Source organism: Rathayibacter sp. VKM Ac-2856, from assembly GCF_013205055.1.
Lineage (GTDB): Bacteria > Actinomycetota > Actinomycetes > Actinomycetales > Microbacteriaceae > Rathayibacter.
Genome location: NZ_JABMLF010000001.1, coordinates 1 through 13,883, shown reverse-complemented (window position 1 = coordinate 13,883; position 13,883 = coordinate 1). Strand labels below are relative to the sequence as shown.

Genomic DNA, 13,883 nt, shown 5'->3' with positions numbered 1-13,883 from the left:
CGTCCGCCGGTCTCCGGGGCCCGGCATCGAGGAACGGCTCGTCCTGCGGACTCCGCTCCGCTGGTCGCGCGTCCGGTGCACGGCGAGGGCGATGAGAACGTCCATGGCCCCGGAGCCGCCGATCGTGGCGGAGGCGACCGGCCGGGAGTGGGGACGCCGGGCGGTGGATGCTGGTGGCATTCGATCTTCTTCCTCGAAGAGGCCACGCGGCTCTGCGGGGCTCGAACAGTGGGGCGAGGTCCTGTCTATCACGCCTACCAACATGTCGGTAGAACATCGCTCCGAGCCTGTGAGAAGCTCCTACGGTGACAGCCACCGAAATCGCCGCGGGACCGCAGCGGATCCTCGACGCCGCCCGCGACGTGTTCGCGGAGAGCGGGTACCGAGGCGGCTCGCTGAACGAAGTCGCCAAGCGATCCGGGTACACCCGGGCAGGTCTGCTCCATCACTTCCCCAGCAAGGAGGCGATGCTCCTCGCGCTCCTCGACCTCCGGGACGAGCAGCTGGAGGCCTCCGGGATCTTCGACCCCCAGGAGGGACTCCCTGCCCTGTTCGCCCGGCTCCCCGAGGTCATGACGGCCGTTCTCGGCGACCGGACGCTCGTGCAACTGGCCCACATCCTGACCGCCGAGGCGGCGGACGGGCGCCATCCCGCGCGCTCCTGGGCGTTCCGGCGCCACGGCGTCCTCCGACGCCGGATCGCCGAGGCGACGGCCCGGTCCGTCTCGAGCGGTGAGCTTCCCGCCGACGTCGACGCCGACGCCCTCGCCACGGTGATCCTCGGAGCGGTCGAGGGCATCGAGGCCCAGTGGCTCATCGACCCGGAGCTGCCTGTCGGGCGGAGTGCGGAGACACTCCTCAGGCTCATCGGCGCGCTCGTGGAGTCCACTCGTCCCGAGTCCGGAGCGAGCGTCCGGCTGCCCTGAGCGGCGTGCATGGCCGACCCTCGTGTCGAGCGCGTCCCGATCAGGGCTGCACCGGCACCGGCAGGACGAGCCGAGAGCGCCCCAGATCCACGATCCGTGCGGAGGGGGCGAGATCGGCTGAGGAGGCCGCGTCCTGCCCCGTTCCGAGGTTGCGCTCCCATCGGGGGAAGCTGCCGCCGGCGAGGACGAGGCGGATGCGCTCCCCCGCACGGAATTCGTGCGCCGTGGCGTCCAGCGCGAGGACGAGCGCGCCGGTCGGCGAACCGCGATCGAGCCGGACGAAGCCCTCGGTGATGTTCCGCGAGCGTCCTCGGGGATCGACGACCGAGAGACGGGCGAAGACGTCCGCGTGGGGGTTCGAGAGCTCCTGGACGAGCTCGACCCGCGGTGCGCCGACGATCCGCAGGGGCTCATCGAGCGGCGCGCTGGTGAAGGCGAGGACGTCGTCGCGCGCGGCGAGCGCAGAATCGTCGACCGAACCTCCGGCGGCGCTGTTCAGAGGGCCGCCGATCGACGGGGTCGGATCCTCGGGGTCGTAGAGGAAGCCCGCTCGGGAACCCTCACCCGCCGGGTCGGCGCTGAGCTCGCCCGTCGAGTGCGGATGAAAGACGGCGTCCCGCGACGACGGCGGCCAGGACGGCAGTCCGATCCACTCCTCGGCTCCGGTGACGAAAGCGCGCACGGGCGACGGCCGTCGCTCTGCGGACGAGGTGAAATGCTCGTCGAGCCACTGCAGCGTCTCTTTGACAGTGGATCCGCCCTCGACGGGTGCGCTCTTGTGCGTCCAGGGCCCCGCCGTCATGGCGACGTCGACGCCGCGCTTCTGCAAGCGATCGACCGCCTCGATCCCCTGATCGAGGAAGAGGTCCTGCCATCCGACCTGGAGGAGAACCGGCACCTCGACGCGGTCCAGAGACTCGCTGAGGTCGTAGCCGGCCCAGTAGGGATCCGCGGGATCACGACGGGAGATCCACTCTCGATACCAGGGTGCGCGACCGCCGAACGCCTCGGCGGCTCCTTTCTCGAGGGACAGCGTGCGCTCGAGGCGCTCATCGTCCTGCTTCCGTCGTCGCGCCTCGAGGGCGGAGCGCACGAACCCCGACTCCTGACGGACGACGGCGAGGGTCCAGCCGAACCAGGCGTTCAGAGCGAACGCGCCGTCGCGATGGATGTGGCGCCCGAGATCGAAGGGGGCGCACTGGATGACGCAGGTGACGAGCTCGGGTGGCGGATCCATCAGGACGGCGAACTGGGTGCACCCGCCGTAGGAGCCTCCCGCGGTGGCGAACGTGCCGGTGAACCAGGGCTGGCGTCGCATCCAGCCGACGGTGTCCGCACCGTCCGCCGCTTCGTTCACCAGCGGCTCGAGTCGACCGCCGGAACCGAACGTGCCCCGGCACCGCGCGAGGACGACGACGTAGCCGTAGCGCGCGTAGATGCTGGCGGTGAGCCCGGCGATGAGGGGCGGCCAGCCGTAGGGCGACCGGAACAGCAGGGTGCCCTTCTGCTCACCCGCCGGGATCAGGACGTCGGCGAGGAGCTCGACGCCGTCCCGCAGGGGGATCCGCAGATCCTCGAGGGTCCTGTACCGGTGGGTCGCTCTCGGCAGCGTGAGAACGCGCGCCCCGACGGCGTCCCACAGCGCGCGCGGGACGGATCGACGCCGCCCCGTCGGACGTGCGGACGCTGTCGTCCGCGTCATCGGACGGCGCTCTCGAACCCGGGCCGCAGGAACCGACCGCACGTGCGCCCCGGGCTGCCCGCGGTCGTCCACCCCGGGGAGACAGGAATCGTCATCGAAGCGCCAATCGTCGTCGTCTGAAGAGAGAGATCCGACCTCAGCATTCCGATTAGCAGAATTGGCTTGCATCAGTAGGAACACCTCGACGCTAGCGCACTCGGGCCGAGCAGCCAACGGCTCCGCGCAGAGGGGCATCGAGCACCGGCGGGCCGTACGGACGGACCGATCAGTCCCGACCGCGCAACGGAGCCGTCCACGGCTCGCCGAAGATGAGCTGCGTGCGACAGTGCGCGACCTGCGGTAGGGCCAGGATCCTGTCGATGATCAAGGTCTGGAGCTCGGTGCTGTCGGCCACGGCGACATGGACGAGGTAGTCCTCACTGCCACTCACGTTGTACAGGGCGAGGGTCTCGGGCATCGCGAGGGCTCTCCGCACGAAGTCGTTGGCCGTGTCGCGCGCGTGCGGACGGATCTGGATGCCGAGGAACGCCTGCTCCGCTCTGCCGAGCAGACTCGGCAGCACATGCGCACGGGTCGCGACGATCGTCCCGTTGCGGCGCATCCGCCTGATCCTCTCGAGGCACGTGCTCGGCGCCACCCCCACCCGAGCCGCGACGTCCTTGTTCGGCGTGGTCGCATCGACCTGGAGAACTTCGAGGATCGCCCAGTCCACCGAATCCAGTTCGGATCTCGCAACAGTCTTCTTTCCAGATTCCACCATGCGGGCACAGCAGCGAATCGACTTCCTAGTGTTTCACCCGAGATCCTGATCACCTCCCACCCCGATCGGAACCGACCGCAGAAGCCCCGCTCGGCCCCGGCTCGGCGACTCACGAAGGAGACACCATGGCACCCACCCGCCTCCCCGAGCAGGAGCGCTGCGCGCGCATGCGACGGCGTCCGTCGAGCACTCCCCGCCGGAGCATCGTCCGCCGAGCCGGAGCCGTGTCATGAGCGCCGGCGTCGTCGACTCCCTGCTGGCCACCATCGGCGACACCCCTCTGCTCCGGCTGCGGCATCTCGTGCCGGAGGCAGCGGCGCAGGTCCTCGTGAAGATCGAGGGGGTCAACCCCACCGGGAGCTACAAGGACCGCATGGCCCTGGCCGTCATCGAGGGGGCGGAGCGCCGCGGCACCCTCCGACCCGGACAGCGGGTCGTGGAGTACTCGGGCGGCAGCACCGGCTCCTCCCTCGCGTACGTCTGCGCGGTCATGGGCCACCCCTGCACCATCGTCACGTCGGACACGTTCTCGCAGGAGAAGATCCGGACCATGCGGGCGTTCGGCGCCGACGTCGTGATCGTGCCGAGCGAGGGCGGTCTGATCACCCCGGCCCTCTTCGACCGGATGCGCGAGGCGACGCGGAAGCTGGTGCTCGAGCACGGCGCCTTCTGGACCGATCAGTTCCACAACACCGACGCGCTCCTCGGCTACGACGTGCTCGGCCGCGAACTGGTCGAGCAGACCCGGAGCAGCGGCCTCGAGATCGACGCCTTCTGCGCCGCCGTCGGAACCGCCGGGATGCTCGCCGGAGTGTCCCGCACCCTGAAGGACCGGATCCCGGGGGTCGGGATCACGGCGCTGGAGCCGACGACATCGCCGATGCTCAGCACCGGCCGGGCAGGACCGCACCACGTCGAAGGCATCGCCACGGGCATCGTGCCGCCCCTGCTGCCTCGGGATCTGCGCGACAGCGTCCTGACCGTGGACGAGGCGGCCGCCCGCGATCTGGCGCTGCCCCTCGCCCGTCGCGAAGGGGTCTTCGCCGGGACGTCCACGGCGGTCAACATCCTCGGCGCCCTCCGACTGGCGGAGGAGCTCGGTGCGGGGCGGACCGTGGTCACCGTGGCGTGCGACACCGGTCTCAAGTACCTCGCGGGCGACCTCTACGACGTCCGCTCCGATCGATGATCGAGACCGGGAGGTGCCGTGCACGCGGTGGTCGATCGGGTCAGCGCACCGACCGGACGAATGTGACGAAGACCGAGGAGACGATGACGGCGACGATCATCACGACGAACAGCGTCCGGTAGTCGCCGGTCACCGTGACGAGCAGGCCGCCGAGGACGGGGGCGAGGATCTGGGGGCCGGCGTTCGCGATGTTCATGATCCCGAGATCGCGAGCGGCGTTCTCGTTGCTGGGCAGGACCCGGCTGATCAGGGCCTGGTCGACGGCGAGGTAGGTGCCGTAGCCGACTCCGGTGATGACGCTGGCGATGACCGCTCCCTGATAGGTCGGGACGAACAGGTAGACGAGCGCGACGGGGATGAACATCAGGGTGGAGAGGCCGACGAAGATCCGCAGCCGCTCGAAGCGATCGGAGATCCACCCGCCGAGGAGGGCGAACACGATCGTCGTGAGTGCGCTGATGCCGGACAGGCCCACGAGCGCGGTCGCGGCGGCACCGAGGGAGCCGTCACCGACTCCGATGTAGTTCTGCAGGATGTAGAGCTGGAAGCCGGCCACGAGGGAGGCGCCGAAGATCATGGAGAAGCGGCCGGCGAAGGTCCACCAGTAGTCCGGCGCTGCGCGGAAGCCGGGCGCGATCGCACCGCGTCGCGGCCGGAGCGGACCCGTCCGACGTGCGGGCGGCGTGTAGTCCTCGGTGGTGAAGGCGAAGAGCACGGCCGTGGCGAGCACGACGACCGCGATGCCCGCGTAACCGACGAAGACGTTGCCCGAGAGCCCGGCGATCGCGATGCCGATGAAGCTGCCGCCGAAGGAGGCCGCTCCCAGCAGTCCCGAGACGGAGCCGCGCAGCCGTACCGGGATCCGCTCGGGCAGAACGGCGCCGAGAGCCCCCTGCAGCGCGTTCAACGGCCAGATCGCGAGCGCCCACACGACGGCGAGGACGGGGACGGAGGGGCTCACGGCGGTTCCGAGCAGCGCCCCGGCCGAGACGATCGACGCCCCGAGCACCCAGATGTTCCGACGGCCGAAGCGGGACCGGGTCCGATCGTTCAGCAGCCCCATGACCGGCTGGGAGAGGACGGAGGAGACGGCCGCCACCGCCGAGACGATGCCGAGGGTCGCCGGAGCATTGTCCGGTCCGACCATCGTCGCGACCTGCGTGCCGAGGAGCACTTGGACGACACCGCCCCACACCGCGCTCACACCGATGAAGGCGAGCGGGTAGGCCACCCACAGCCATCGGCTCATGGCCTGAGGGCCGGGATCGTCGATCGGCAGGACGCTCTCGACCGGCGGGGCGGCAGGGGACGGCGGAACGGTCGGAGGTTCGGGGTGCAGCGAGCTCGTCATCGAGACTCCCATCATCATCGATCGGAAGAGTGGACCCCCACTGAGATCACCCCTGAATTCCAGTAGCAGGAATAAGTTTGCGCCAGTGGAAATTACGGTGAACATACCCCATGCGAGTCCGGAGCCGCAGCCCTCGAGCGACCTCGAGGCGGCCCTTCCCCGTTCCGCCACCGGTCAGGAGCCGGGTGCGAACGGAGGCTACGGTGCGTCCACGGGCGCGGTCCCAGCGGGAACCGGGATCACTCGGAAGAACCGACGACCCTTGCAGGTGAGGCGGGGAGTGCGATCGAGTCGTACACCTCGCGCGCCGCGAGGACCGCCGGCATGTTGTCGCGCGCCCACTGCTCGACCGAGAGGAGGACCGGCCGCAGACTCGCGCCGGTGGTGGTGAGCTCGTAGACGACCCGGGGAGGCACCTCGGCGAAGGCGTGACGGGTGACCATCCCGTCCCGCTCCAGCGCCTTCAGGGTCTGCGAGAGCATCTTCGGCGAGATGCCCGCCACCCCGGCGGCGATCTCGCTGTACCGAGCGGGCCCGGCCGAGAGGACTCCGATGATGAGGATCGTCCAGCGGGATCCGATGCGGTCCACCAGCTGCCTGCTCGGGCAGCCGGGTCCGTACGGGTCGAACTCGCGATTCTCGTCCACGGGGCCCTCTCGGCCAGGTCGTCAGTAGGAGACGGTGAAGCGCTGGCGGGGGTGCGCGCCGCGCTCGATCTCATCAGCGTAGGCGATCGCGTAGTCGGCCCCCGAGATGTCCGAGTGCCCGTCCGCGTCGCTGAGCAGGACGTCCCCGCCGAGGCGGAAGTCCTCCGTGCGCTCGCCCGCGTTCCACGATCCGAAGCCCGCGCCGGGGCTCACGTAGAACCAGTCCAGCTCGGCGGGGCTCTCGCGCATCGCGTCGAGGACGGCGCCGTGAGCCACCGCCTCGGCCTTGTACTCCTGCGGGAATCCGGGCGTCTCGTAGAGACGCGGCCCCCCGTCGGCGACGTGGAGCGAGCCGGCGCCGCCCACGAAGCTGAGGCGTGCGCCCGCGTCGATCGCCGTGCGGATCAGATCGGGGACGGTGTCCAGGAGCGCCGCGTCCCCCTCTTGGCGCGGCGAGGCGGGGATCGCGACCACGAGGTGATCGGCACCGGCCGCGGTCGAGCGGAGGAGCTCGACGTCGGCGATCGAGCCCGTCACGACCTCGACCCCGTCGAGGGTGAGGTCGGCCGTGCGCGCGACACCCGTGATGCTGTGGCCGCGGCGGACGAGCTCGCGGGCGATGTTCCCACCGGCGTAGCCGGTGACTCCGAAGATGACGATCTGGGACAAGACGACTCCTGTATACGAGGGATAGTTACTATCCGGAAGGTAGCACACCATCCTTGCGTGTGAATGGACTGGGGAGAACGGATCGCCGCCTCTCCTGTCCGAGCCCGCGAGGCCCTCCCCTGCGCGTCAGGATCGCGACGTGGCCGCTCGGATCTGCACGAGAGCGAGCTCGAGGAGCGGCACCCGAGCTCCGAGGCTTCGCGCCCGCATCGAGAAGTCGCCGAGGAGGTGCTCCGCCTCGGTCGGCAGACCCGCCACGAGGTCGCGGTAGAGCGACGTGGTGAAGGACGAGCCCTCCTCGGTCAGCAGCGCGAGGGACTGCTCGTGCGCCGCCGGCGAGGCCGGGTGGCCCGCGGCGGCCGCCACCTGCTCGGCCTCGCTCACGGCCTCGAGGATCCAGGGCAGGCCGCCGGCGTCGATGATCGCCCCGATGGCGCCGCGGAACAGGCAGGCGACGACGTTCGCCGCGACGATGAACACCCACTTCTCCCACAGGGCGCCGAGGACGTCGGTCGAGATCGTCAGCGTCGATCCGGGGACGTCCAACGCGTCGACGATCTGCTGCGGCACCGACCCGCCGTTCAGGGAGCCGATCGTGAGCACCGCGAGCGCGGTCATCTGCTGGACGACGTCAGCGTCGAGCGTGGCGACGATCCTGGCCGAGCCCCCGAGCACCCGGCCCGGGAACGACTCCTCGAGCAGGTCGATCTGAGCCATCCCGTTGAGGATCGGGATCACGTGGCCGTCCGCGTGCAGGTGCGGAGCAGCATCGACGACCGCCGCTCGGAGTGCCGCCGCCTTCACTGTCACCAGCACGAGATCGAACGACTCTGCCCGCTCCCCTGCCACCAGCGTCCGGACGCGGTGCGTGCGGTCACCCGACGGGGAGACGAACCGGAGCCCGTCCCGCCGCAGCGTCTCCGCGCGGCGGCCGCGCACGAGGTAGGTGACATCTCGGCCCGCTTCCTGCAGCAGGGTTCCGAAGGCGCCGCCCGTCGCACCCGCTCCGACGATGAGGATCCGCATCAGGTGCTCTCCGATCGAGGTCGCCCGGGTCCTGTGCGGACCCGGCGCTTCCGCGGCGTCCGTGCGGCCGCCGATGCGAGCCTGCCAGACGATTCGCAGTCCTTCGTTCCGTTATACGTCATAGTGTTTCGATAACCGAAATCGTCGGCGAAGCGCAGGGTACCCGTGCCGCAGCCGCCGCGACTCCCGTCATCGACGACGACGATCTGGAAGGCAGCCATGCCCGGCACCGCACGCCCGCACCACTGGAACCTGACCCGAGAGCGCACCTGGGAGCTCTCCCGCGCGGGGACTCCTCGACTCCTCCTGGGCGGCCAGGTGCACAACTCGTCGTCGTCGTCTCCCGAGGCGATCGCGGCGTCGTTCGCCCACGCGCGAGCGACGCACGCGAACCTCGTGATCGCCCCGGTGAGCTGGGCGCAGTTCGAACCCGTCGAGGGCACCTTCGACGTGTCGCTCCTGGACGCGATGCTCGGCGAGGCACACGAGCTCGGCCTGACGCTCGTGCTGCTCTGGTTCGGCTCGTGGAAGAACGCGACCTCGACCTACGCCCCGCGATGGGTGCGAGCCGACCGCGCGCGGTTCCCGAGAGCAGTCGTGGATCCTGCGGGTCGGCGCCCCATGAGCTACGACGGCGCGACTCCGGTGCCGGTCCTGACCGCGTTCAGCCCGGAGCTGCTCGCCGTGGAGAAGACGGCGTTCGAGCACCTGGCCCAGCACGTCGCCCGGGCCGACCGGTCCGGCCTGGTCGCGATGATCCAGGTCGAGAACGAAGCGGGGATCCTTGGGGACAGCCGCGATCGGTCCCCTGAGGCCGAAGCGGTGTGGAACGAGGAGGTTCCGCGCGCGCTGCTCGCGCACCTGGAGTCCGCTCCGGCCGACTCGCTCGCGCGCCGCCTGTGGGAGGCTCAGGGCGCTCCTCGCAGCGGGACGTGGGCGGACGTGCTCGGCACCGGCTCCGACGTCGACGAAGTGTTCATGGCCTGGGGCGTCGGAAGCTTCGTCGGGGCTCTCGCGGCGCACGGCCGGGAGTTCCTCGATGTCCCGATGTTCGCGAACGCCTGGCTCGGGCCGCAGCCCGGGATGGAGGAGCCCGGGCAGTATCCGTCGGGCGGACCTGCGTCGCGCGTACTCGACGTCTGGAGGGCGGCCGCGCCGGAGCTGGCTCTGCTCGCTCCTGACATCTACGGCGTGGACGCCGATTCCGTCATGAGGACCTATGCCGCCTACGGCCGTCCCTTCTTCGTCCCCGAGTGCCGGCCGAGCGCCGCGGAGCTCGTCCGGGCGGTCGGGACGTATGACGCGATCGGCTGGTCGGTGTTCGGCGTCGACGACTCGAACCCGTACGGCCAGCTCGCGTCGACGCTCGGCTTCCTCACGGGGCTCGAGGCCGAGATCCTCGAGGCGCGGGCGGCCGGCCTCCTGGCCGCCGTCGTCCTCGATCCGGGGACCGGCGCGGCCGAGGTTGTCGTGGGCGGTGTGCACGTCACCGCCCGTGCCGCCCTGCCGCTCTTCCGGCACATCGCGCTGGATGCCGGTGTCGTGATGCCGGAGGGCGAGCTCCCGGTGCCGGACGAGACCGTTCCCGGGACCCTCATCCCCGTCCAGGGCGAGAGACGGCCGTTCGCTCTGGTCATCGGCCGCAGTGAGGACACCGTCGTCGTGATCGGCCAGGGTCTGATCCTCGACTTCGCTACGGAGGACGGCTGCGAGGTCGACGAGGTGGAGGAGCTCGTCCTGCACGACGGGGTCGTCACGACGGGTCGGGTCGTCAACGGGGACGAGCGCCTGCAGAATCTGCCGGTGACCCACGTGGGCGGCGCAAAGATCACCCTCCTGAGGGGCTGAGGCTCGGAGTCGGAACCGGTCGGCGTCGGCGCACCCGTCGACCTCCTGGCGCCGGTTCCGATCGCCCCTGACACGGCCCCTCACTCCTGAGCGGACGGTCCAGCACGACCCGCGAAGTCGAGCCGGTACTCTGGTCCGAGGATCGGAACCGTGTTCCGAGGAGTGGGACGGCGGACATGGGCGAGGACAGCGATCGGATCGTCGGAGCGGAGCGGGTCCTCGCGGTCCTCTCGGAGCTCGCCGAGCATCCCTCGGGCATCACGCTGGACGAGATGGCGCAGCGGCTGAAGAGCTCCAAATCGACCGTGCATCGCGCGCTGGCCGTGCTCCGGCGGGCCGGCTTCGCCGAGCTGATGTCGCGCGGCGTGTACGTCCTGGGCGACGAGTACCTGCGGCTCGCGTTCCGCAATCACGCCGGACGCCCGGAGGGCCTGCGGATCGAGCCGGTGCTGCAGGAGCTGGCGGGCCGGTACGGCGAGACGGTCCACTACGCGGTGCTCGACGGCAACGAGGTGGTGTACCGGGCGAAGGTGGATCCCCCGGTGGGTTCCGTCCGCCTCACCTCGGAGATCGGCGGACGGAACCCCGCCTACCGCACGGGAGTGGGAAAGATGCTCCTGAGCCTCGACGTCGAGAGCGAGGAGGAGCTCGCCGAGCGGCTGGGGACGGACGAGCTGCCGCGCCGCACAGCACGCACGATCACCTCGGTCCCCGCCCTGTGGGACGAGCTCCAGGCGACGCGGAGACGCGGGTACGCGGTGGACGACCAGGAGAACGAGCTCGGCATCAACTGCATCGCGGTGCCGGTGCGACTGGCCGAGGGACTGCGCCCGGTCGGCGCCGTCAGCATCAGCGCTCTCGCCTTCCGCATGCCGCTCGAGAAGCTCGTCGCCGAGGAGGCCGGGATCCGGGCCGTCGTGGACGAGCGGCTCGGATCCCGGGGTCGAGGGGACGCCTGATCAGTAGGTGGCGCGTCCGCCGCTGATGTCGTAGACGGCGCCGGTCGAGAAGGAGACCTTCTCGGAGGAGAGCCAGGCGACGAGCTCGGCGACCTCCTCCGCTCGACCGGTCCGCTTCATCGGGATCAGGCTGGTGATGTGCGCCAGCGCCTCGGGCGCGGTCTCGGCGTTCATCGGGGTCGCGATGACGGCCGGGGCGATCGCGTTCACGAGCACTCCCGTGGTCGCGAGCTCCTTGCCGGCCGACTTGGTCAGCGCGATGACGGCGGCCTTGGACGCGGAGTAGATCGACAGGTTCGGGTTCCCGTCCTTGCCCGCCATGCTCGCGAAGTTGACCACGCGGCCCCAGCCCCGCTCGACCATCCCCGGCACGAAGGCGCGCATCGTGGCGACCGTGCCGAGAACGTTGACGTCCAGCACCTTCCGCCAGTCGTCGGCCGCGGTCGAGACGAGCGGCACGCCCGGTCCGACGATCCCGGCCGAGTTGATGAGGATGTCGACGGCGCCGATCCGCGCGGCGACGTCCTGCAGCGCTGCCTCGTCCGTGATGTCGACGCGGTGGTCGACGTCGCCGGCGACATCGAGGGTCACCACGGTGACCCCGTCCTCGCGCAGGCGTTCGGCGGTCGCGGCTCCGAGCCCTCGGGCTCCTCCTGTGATGACAGCGGTTCTCATGGGTCAGCTCTCCTGGTTCTGCAGGGCGGCGGCGATGCCGACCTGGATCTTGGGCCCCGGACCCGCGCCGTCGGGGCGCTCGCCCCGGAGGACCGGCGCGAGCTCAGCGAGGTCGACCGTCGCCGCCACGAGGGGGCGGGGATCGACGGCGCCGCTCGCGTAGGCGTCGATGGTCCCGGACAGTCCGGGCGACGCGCTGAGGATCCCGACGGCGGTCACATCCTTGAGGGCGAGGGTCCGGGTGTCGATCAGGCTGGGACTGCCGGCGAGGCCCACGTAGACCACCCGCCTGCCCGGCTCGACGAGATCCAGTGCCTTCCCCGGCAGCTGGGGAGCGTTCGACGAGTCGATGACGGCGTCCCAGGTGAGCTCCGGGAGCTCGTCCTCGGTCCAGACCCCGTCGAAGCCGAGGGTGCGAGCGAAGCCCACGGAGCGCGCGCTGCGCCCCATGAGGTGCACCTCGGCGCCCGCCGCCCGGGCGAACATCGCGACGAGGAGTCCGATGGTGCCGGGTCCGAGGACCAGGGCGCGATCTCCCGGCTGGAGTGCCGCCGCCTGCACGGAGCGCAGAGCATTGCCTCCCGGCTCGACGAGAGCGCCGAGCGCGTCGTCGACGGAGTCGGGGAGCTCGCGCAGAGAGCTCGCCGGCACGCTGACCTGCTCGGCGAGCGCGCCGGGACGGCCGTCGCGCACGCCGAGCTCACCGCGGAACCCGCACACCCACTGCTGGCCGCGACGGCACCGGTGGCACACCCCGCAGCCGAGCATCGTGTCGCCGGTCACCCGGCGGCCGAGCCACCGGGGATCGACCCCGTCGCCCAGAGCGGACACGGTGCCCATCCACTCGTGCCCGATGCGGATCGGGTAGGTGGTCACACCGTCGGCGAGGTACTGCATCTCGCCGGTGAACAGCTCGATGTCGGTCCCGCAGACGCCGGCGCGCTGGACGTCGACGACCACGTCGCCGAACGCGGCGAACGGCGGCTCGACGTCCTGGACCCCGGCCTCCCCCGGGCCCGTGATGACGAAGGCCCTCATCGCGGAGGGAGGACGTTCTGGCGCTGCCGTCCGAGGCCCTCGATGCCGAGCTCCATCACGTCGCCGGGCTGCAGCCAGATCGGGGGCTGGAAGCCCATCCCGACTCCGGGCGGGGTCCCGGTGTTGATCAGATCGCCGGGCTCCAGGACGAGGAATTGGCTGAGGTAGTGGACGATGAAGTAGGGGTCGAAGATCATCGTCGAGGTCGAGCCGGTCTGGCGGCGGACGCCGTTGACGTCGAGCCACATGTCCAGCGACAGCACGTCGTCGATCTCGTCGGGGGTGACGAGCCAGGGACCCGCCGGGTTGAAGGTCTCGGCCGACTTGCCCTTGCTCCACTGGCCACCGCGCTCGAGCTGGAAGGCGCGCTCGCTGACGTCGTTGACGGCGACGAAGCCCGCGATCACTCCTCGGGCGTCCTCGACGGAGTCGAGGTAGCTGGTGCGGGCGCCGATGACGATGCCCAGCTCGACCTCCCAGTCGGGCTTCGTCGAGCCGCGGGGGATGCGGACGTCGTCGTCGGGGCCGATGAGCGTGTTCGGGGACTTGGTGAAGAGGATCGGCTCGGAGGGGACCGCCTGCCCCGTCTCGGCCGCGTGATCGCTGTAGTTCAGGCCGATGCACAGGATCTGGTGCGGCCGGGCGATCGGGGCACCGACGCGCAGGCCGGCGAGCGGGGCGACGGCGCCGGAGGCGAGGCGGTCGGCGACGATCGGCCGCACGCGCTCGAGTCCCCCGGAACCGAAGAACCGCTCGTCGAAGTCGTCGACGACGTCCGAGAGGTCGATGTACGAGTCGTCCGATGCCAGCGCGGCGGGCTTCTCGGATCCGGCGGGGCCGATGCGGAGCAGTTTCATGGTGTCCTCGGGTTTGAATCGTGGGAGGGGGCGGCGGCATCCGGCTGCATGCACCGCTCGACGGCGACCTCGCCGCCTCTCGGGGAGGGTCCACCCCGTGGACCCATGCTAGTCAGAGATTCGGATTGTTGAACAGCTGTTCCGAGAATTGGGATTGCGCCGAGTTGTTGCGCGGCCTGCTCCCGCTCCCCGTGCTCACGGGGCAGGGACCAGCGCGGGTTCCCCCCCCCCCCCCC

At 70.6% G+C, this 13,883-nt stretch carries 13 protein-coding genes; 4 read left to right on the top strand and 9 right to left on the bottom strand.

Annotated features, from left to right (window positions below):
* The first annotated feature begins 305 nt into the window (after positions 1-305).
* Entirely contained in the window at positions 306-926 is a 621-nt protein-coding gene (locus HQQ82_RS00065; protein ID WP_173231070.1) for a TetR/AcrR family transcriptional regulator, read from the top strand.
* 40 nt (positions 927-966) lie between these two features.
* Here HQQ82_RS00065 and HQQ82_RS00060 read toward each other — a convergent pair whose 3' ends face one another.
* Together HQQ82_RS00060 and HQQ82_RS00055 are read right to left on the bottom strand one after the other, a co-directional pair.
* Positions 967-2,628, bottom strand: a complete 1,662-nt coding sequence (locus HQQ82_RS00060; RefSeq protein WP_173231069.1) for a CocE/NonD family hydrolase — start codon at positions 2,626-2,628, stop codon at positions 967-969.
* Between the two features lie 265 nt (positions 2,629-2,893).
* Entirely contained in the window at positions 2,894-3,388 is a 495-nt protein-coding gene (locus HQQ82_RS00055) for an Lrp/AsnC family transcriptional regulator (RefSeq protein WP_173231068.1), read from the bottom strand.
* A gap of 229 nt (positions 3,389-3,617) precedes the next feature.
* Here HQQ82_RS00055 and HQQ82_RS00050 point away from each other — a divergent pair, with 229 nt between their 5' ends.
* Entirely contained in the window at positions 3,618-4,577 is a 960-nt protein-coding gene (locus tag HQQ82_RS00050; RefSeq protein WP_173231067.1) for a PLP-dependent cysteine synthase family protein, read from the top strand.
* A gap of 40 nt (positions 4,578-4,617) precedes the next feature.
* Here HQQ82_RS00050 and HQQ82_RS00045 read toward each other — a convergent pair whose 3' ends face one another.
* The 4 genes from HQQ82_RS00045 to HQQ82_RS00030 all read right to left on the bottom strand — a co-directional run bounded on the left by HQQ82_RS00045 (position 4,618) and on the right by HQQ82_RS00030 (position 8,270).
* Positions 4,618-5,826, bottom strand: a complete 1,209-nt coding sequence (locus HQQ82_RS00045; protein WP_173231066.1) for an MFS transporter — start codon at positions 5,824-5,826, stop codon at positions 4,618-4,620.
* A 341-nt stretch (positions 5,827-6,167) separates the two neighbouring features.
* Positions 6,168-6,575 carry a helix-turn-helix domain-containing protein gene (locus HQQ82_RS00040; RefSeq protein WP_173231065.1) on the bottom strand — a complete coding sequence of 136 codons (408 nt, stop codon included), beginning with the start codon at positions 6,573-6,575 and terminating at the stop codon, positions 6,168-6,170.
* Between the two features lie 21 nt (positions 6,576-6,596).
* Positions 6,597-7,244, bottom strand: a complete 648-nt coding sequence (locus HQQ82_RS00035) for an NAD(P)-dependent oxidoreductase (protein WP_173231064.1) — start codon at positions 7,242-7,244, stop codon at positions 6,597-6,599.
* A 126-nt stretch (positions 7,245-7,370) separates the two neighbouring features.
* Positions 7,371-8,270, bottom strand: coding sequence for a ketopantoate reductase family protein (locus HQQ82_RS00030; RefSeq protein ID WP_173231063.1), 900 nt, complete (start codon positions 8,268-8,270; stop codon positions 7,371-7,373).
* A 219-nt stretch (positions 8,271-8,489) separates the two neighbouring features.
* Here HQQ82_RS00030 and HQQ82_RS00025 point away from each other — a divergent pair, with 219 nt between their 5' ends.
* Both HQQ82_RS00025 and HQQ82_RS00020 read left to right on the top strand, forming a co-directional pair.
* Positions 8,490-10,118 carry a DUF5597 domain-containing protein gene (locus tag HQQ82_RS00025; RefSeq protein ID WP_173231062.1) on the top strand — a complete coding sequence of 543 codons (1,629 nt, stop codon included), beginning with the start codon at positions 8,490-8,492 and terminating at the stop codon, positions 10,116-10,118.
* 176 nt (positions 10,119-10,294) lie between these two features.
* Complete coding sequence (locus HQQ82_RS00020) at positions 10,295-11,077, top strand: IclR family transcriptional regulator (RefSeq protein WP_173231061.1); 783 nt, start codon at positions 10,295-10,297, stop codon at positions 11,075-11,077.
* Here the strand turns inward: HQQ82_RS00020 and HQQ82_RS00015 are convergent, their stop codons facing one another.
* From HQQ82_RS00015 to HQQ82_RS00005, 3 genes are read right to left on the bottom strand one after another with little or no spacing between them, the layout of a single operon-like run.
* Positions 11,078-11,752, bottom strand: coding sequence for an SDR family NAD(P)-dependent oxidoreductase (locus tag HQQ82_RS00015; RefSeq protein WP_173231060.1), 675 nt, complete (start codon positions 11,750-11,752; stop codon positions 11,078-11,080). It abuts the gene before it with no gap.
* A 3-nt stretch (positions 11,753-11,755) separates the two neighbouring features.
* Complete coding sequence (locus HQQ82_RS00010; RefSeq protein WP_173231059.1) at positions 11,756-12,790, bottom strand: zinc-binding dehydrogenase; 1,035 nt, start codon at positions 12,788-12,790, stop codon at positions 11,756-11,758.
* Complete coding sequence (locus HQQ82_RS00005; protein ID WP_173231058.1) at positions 12,787-13,647, bottom strand: fumarylacetoacetate hydrolase family protein; 861 nt, start codon at positions 13,645-13,647, stop codon at positions 12,787-12,789. The genes HQQ82_RS00010 and HQQ82_RS00005 overlap by 4 nt, the downstream gene beginning before the upstream one ends.
* Between the last annotated feature and the right edge of the window lie 236 nt (positions 13,648-13,883).

Excerpts from the sequence above, each read along its gene's own strand:
- HQQ82_RS00060 (WP_173231069.1), bottom strand. The coding sequence starts at position 2,628 with ATGACGCGGACGACAGCGTCCGCACGTCCGACGGGGCGGCGTCGATCC.
- HQQ82_RS00055 (WP_173231068.1), bottom strand. The coding sequence starts at position 3,388 with ATGGTGGAATCTGGAAAGAAGACTGTTGCGAGATCCGAACTGGATTCG.
- HQQ82_RS00050 (WP_173231067.1), top strand. The coding sequence starts at position 3,618 with ATGAGCGCCGGCGTCGTCGACTCCCTGCTGGCCACCATCGGCGACACC.
- HQQ82_RS00045 (WP_173231066.1), bottom strand. The coding sequence starts at position 5,826 with ATGAGCCGATGGCTGTGGGTGGCCTACCCGCTCGCCTTCATCGGTGTG.
- HQQ82_RS00030 (WP_173231063.1), bottom strand. The coding sequence starts at position 8,270 with ATGCGGATCCTCATCGTCGGAGCGGGTGCGACGGGCGGCGCCTTCGGA.
- HQQ82_RS00025 (WP_173231062.1), top strand. The coding sequence starts at position 8,490 with ATGCCCGGCACCGCACGCCCGCACCACTGGAACCTGACCCGAGAGCGC.
- HQQ82_RS00020 (WP_173231061.1), top strand. The coding sequence starts at position 10,295 with ATGGGCGAGGACAGCGATCGGATCGTCGGAGCGGAGCGGGTCCTCGCG.
- HQQ82_RS00015 (WP_173231060.1), bottom strand. The coding sequence starts at position 11,752 with ATGAGAACCGCTGTCATCACAGGAGGAGCCCGAGGGCTCGGAGCCGCG.
- HQQ82_RS00010 (WP_173231059.1), bottom strand. The coding sequence starts at position 12,790 with ATGAGGGCCTTCGTCATCACGGGCCCGGGGGAGGCCGGGGTCCAGGAC.
- HQQ82_RS00005 (WP_173231058.1), bottom strand. The coding sequence starts at position 13,647 with ATGAAACTGCTCCGCATCGGCCCCGCCGGATCCGAGAAGCCCGCCGCG.